This is a genomic window from Gordonia aichiensis NBRC 108223 (assembly GCF_000332975.1).
GTDB classification, from domain to species: Bacteria; Actinomycetota; Actinomycetes; order Mycobacteriales; family Mycobacteriaceae; genus Gordonia; species Gordonia aichiensis.
In genome coordinates this window covers 1-2,606 of record NZ_BANR01000054.1, presented here as the reverse complement: position 1 = coordinate 2,606, position 2,606 = coordinate 1, and the positions used below count along the sequence as shown (strand labels likewise).

The window sequence follows — 2,606 nt, the reverse complement described above, 5'->3', positions numbered from 1 at the left end:
CCCCTCACTCACACACGAAGCACGATCCTTCCTACCCTGGATTCTGCTCCCGACAGCATTGTCGGTCTCCTCGGTGATCGTGTACCCACTGCTGTTCCCCGATATGCAGGACCGAAAAGCGTTCGCCGCCACCATCGGCGGCAACCCGGCACTCGGGCTGATCTTCGGCCCCGCCTATGACCTGAGCACCACCGACGGGTTCAACGCATGGCGCTCGCTGGCACTGGGCGGACTGATCGCGGCGATCGGCGCCATCTTCATCGTCACCAAAGCCAGCCGCGGCCAAGAAGATTCCGGCCAAGCCGAACTCTTGGCATCCGGTGTACTCGGACGCCAATCACGACTACTCACCGCACTGCTGCTGGCGATGGTGTGCTCGCTGGCCATCGGTGTCGTCTCCGGCGTGGTCACCGCGTTGTGCGGAGGCGGGTGGGGACCGTCGATGCTGCTTGGCGCCGGATTCACCGTCACCGGATGGATGTTCGCTGCGGTGGCAACGGTGACCGCACAAATCGGCTCCGATGCCCGCACCGCATCAACGATCGCGGTCGCGGTGTTCGGTGTGTTGTTCGTGATGCGTGGCTTCCTGTTCTCCATGGTGGTGGGGTCTGCTATGGATCAGTCTGTTCACCATCGGCTTCCTCATCATCGGATTCGCCGGATTCCGACGCCGCGACACACCATGACCACCACGGTCACAATGAGCGCCCCGCCTCGTGCCTCACACAACGCCTAACCTTCTGTCGACGACGCAGTGTTCCACCTAGGCGGATTCTCGAGTATCGGCGCGACCATGAGTCGCACGTAATAGGCGATGTCGTCGATGCTGGCTGTCGCCAGTTCGCGAGTACCGATGCGATTGCGCAGGATGCTCACACCGATCACCAGGGCGTTGACCAGTTCGGCTCGCAGCGCGGCATCCGGGCCGTCGAGCCGATCGCCCAGCGTCGTGGTGAAGGTGTCCTCGATCGCCTCGCGGATGACCTCGTTGACCGTCTCGCTATCGACCACGCCGACGAGGTGACTGGTCATCGCCCCGTCGGGCCCACTGGCAGCCAGCACCTCACGCAGTATTGAGTCGGACAACGCCTCCAGAGGCACAGTGGCCACCATCTCAGTCGCCGGAGACGTGTGCGTACGAACCGCCTCGACAAACAGGTTCTCCTTCGAACCGAAGTATCGGTTGATCAACGCCTGGTTGACCCCCGCTTTGGCAGCGATATCCCGGCTCGTGACCGAGGCACCCTGGTCAGCAAGCAATTCTCGCGTGGCATCCACCAACGACACGCGCGTCGCAGCAGCATCACGCCGCCGCGGCACCACAGCCCCAGACTCGGACATCTCATCTCCCTGATCAGCGATTCGTCGTAGATGGATCGATGACGCCAGCCACCGGTGCAGGCTTGCGTGCACGAACCACACACCGAGTAATCAGTCGTTGACTTAGCCTACAGCTCCGACGTACCCTTGCTAAGTAATCGCACGTTTACTTAGGCCGGTGGGAGCACCTCCTCCCCGGTCACTTCGACCATCGACCTCTCAGACTTCACAGCAAGGAGTACCCAGTCATGAACATGCCTCGATCAGACACCCGTTCCGCGGGAGTCGTGGCCACCTTGGCCTTCGCGGGCACCGTCGCGGCGATCATGCAAACCCTGGTCACGCCGCTACTTCCCCAACTCCCCTCGATCCTGCACACGACGCCGTCGAATTCGAACTGGTTGATCACCGTGACACTGCTCGTCGCCGCGGTCTGTGTCCCGGTGACCGGACGCCTCGGCGATCTCCTCGGAAAAAAGCGCGTCCTGCTCGCCCTGACCGTGCCACTGTTCGCCGGCTCCGTCGTCTGTGCACTGTCGACCTCGGTGTGGCCCATGATCATCGGTCGAGGGCTACAAGGCATGGGCATGGGCATGGTGCCACTGGGTATCGCACTACTGCGCGACGCGGTTCCGCGGGAAAAACTCAGCTCCTCGATCGCCCTGGTCAGCGCATCCATGGGTATCGGCGGCGGACTCGGCCTCCCCCTGGCCGCAGCAGTCGCCGAATACGCCAACTGGCGCGTGCTCTTCTGGGGTTCAGCCGTACTCGCAGTAGTCATCGCGTTCTTGGTGTGGACACTCATCCCCGACGTCGCGCCCGCAAGCCGCGGCCAAGGCTTCGACGCTCCCGGCGCAGTACTCCTCGGCGCCGGACTGGTCGCCTTGCTACTCGCAGTCTCCAAGGGCGCCGACTGGGGCTGGACCTCCGGGGCCGTCATCGGACTCTTCGGCGGCGCCGTCATCGCGTTGCTGGCCTGGGGCGCCTGGGAACTACGCACCCGCCATCCACTCATCGACCTGCGCACCACCGCCAAACCGCGCGTGCTGACAACCAACATCGCATCCATCTTCGTCGGCGTCGGCATGTACTCGAGCATGCTGGTCTTCCCCCAACTCCTCCAACTACCCCAGGCAACCGGATACGGCCTCGGCCAATCAATGCTCGCCGCAGGCCTATGGATGCTGCCCGGCGGCCTGATGATGATGCTCATCTCCCCCCTCGGCGGAAAACTCACCGACGCACGCGGCCCCAAGATCACCCTCATGTGCGGCGCCACAGTCCTA

At 63.4% G+C, this 2,606-nt stretch carries 3 protein-coding genes; 2 read left to right on the top strand and 1 reads right to left on the bottom strand.

Annotated features, from left to right (window positions below; translation table 11 throughout):
* A partial coding sequence (locus GOACH_RS22245; protein ID WP_005180355.1) for an efflux permease Rv1217c-related protein occupies positions 1–736 on the top strand: 736 nt, incomplete at its 5' end.
* On the opposite strand, the gene GOACH_RS22240 is transcribed toward GOACH_RS22245, so the two are convergent.
* Complete coding sequence (locus GOACH_RS22240) at positions 733–1,341, bottom strand: TetR/AcrR family transcriptional regulator (protein ID WP_005180353.1); 609 nt, start codon at positions 1,339–1,341, stop codon at positions 733–735. The two genes, GOACH_RS22245 and GOACH_RS22240, sit on opposite strands and share 4 nt — an antisense overlap.
* 227 nt (positions 1,342–1,568) lie before the next feature.
* Between GOACH_RS22240 and GOACH_RS22235 the strand changes: the two genes are divergently transcribed.
* On the top strand, positions 1,569–2,606 hold a 1,038-nt coding region (locus tag GOACH_RS22235), incomplete at its 3' end, for an MFS transporter (protein WP_005180352.1).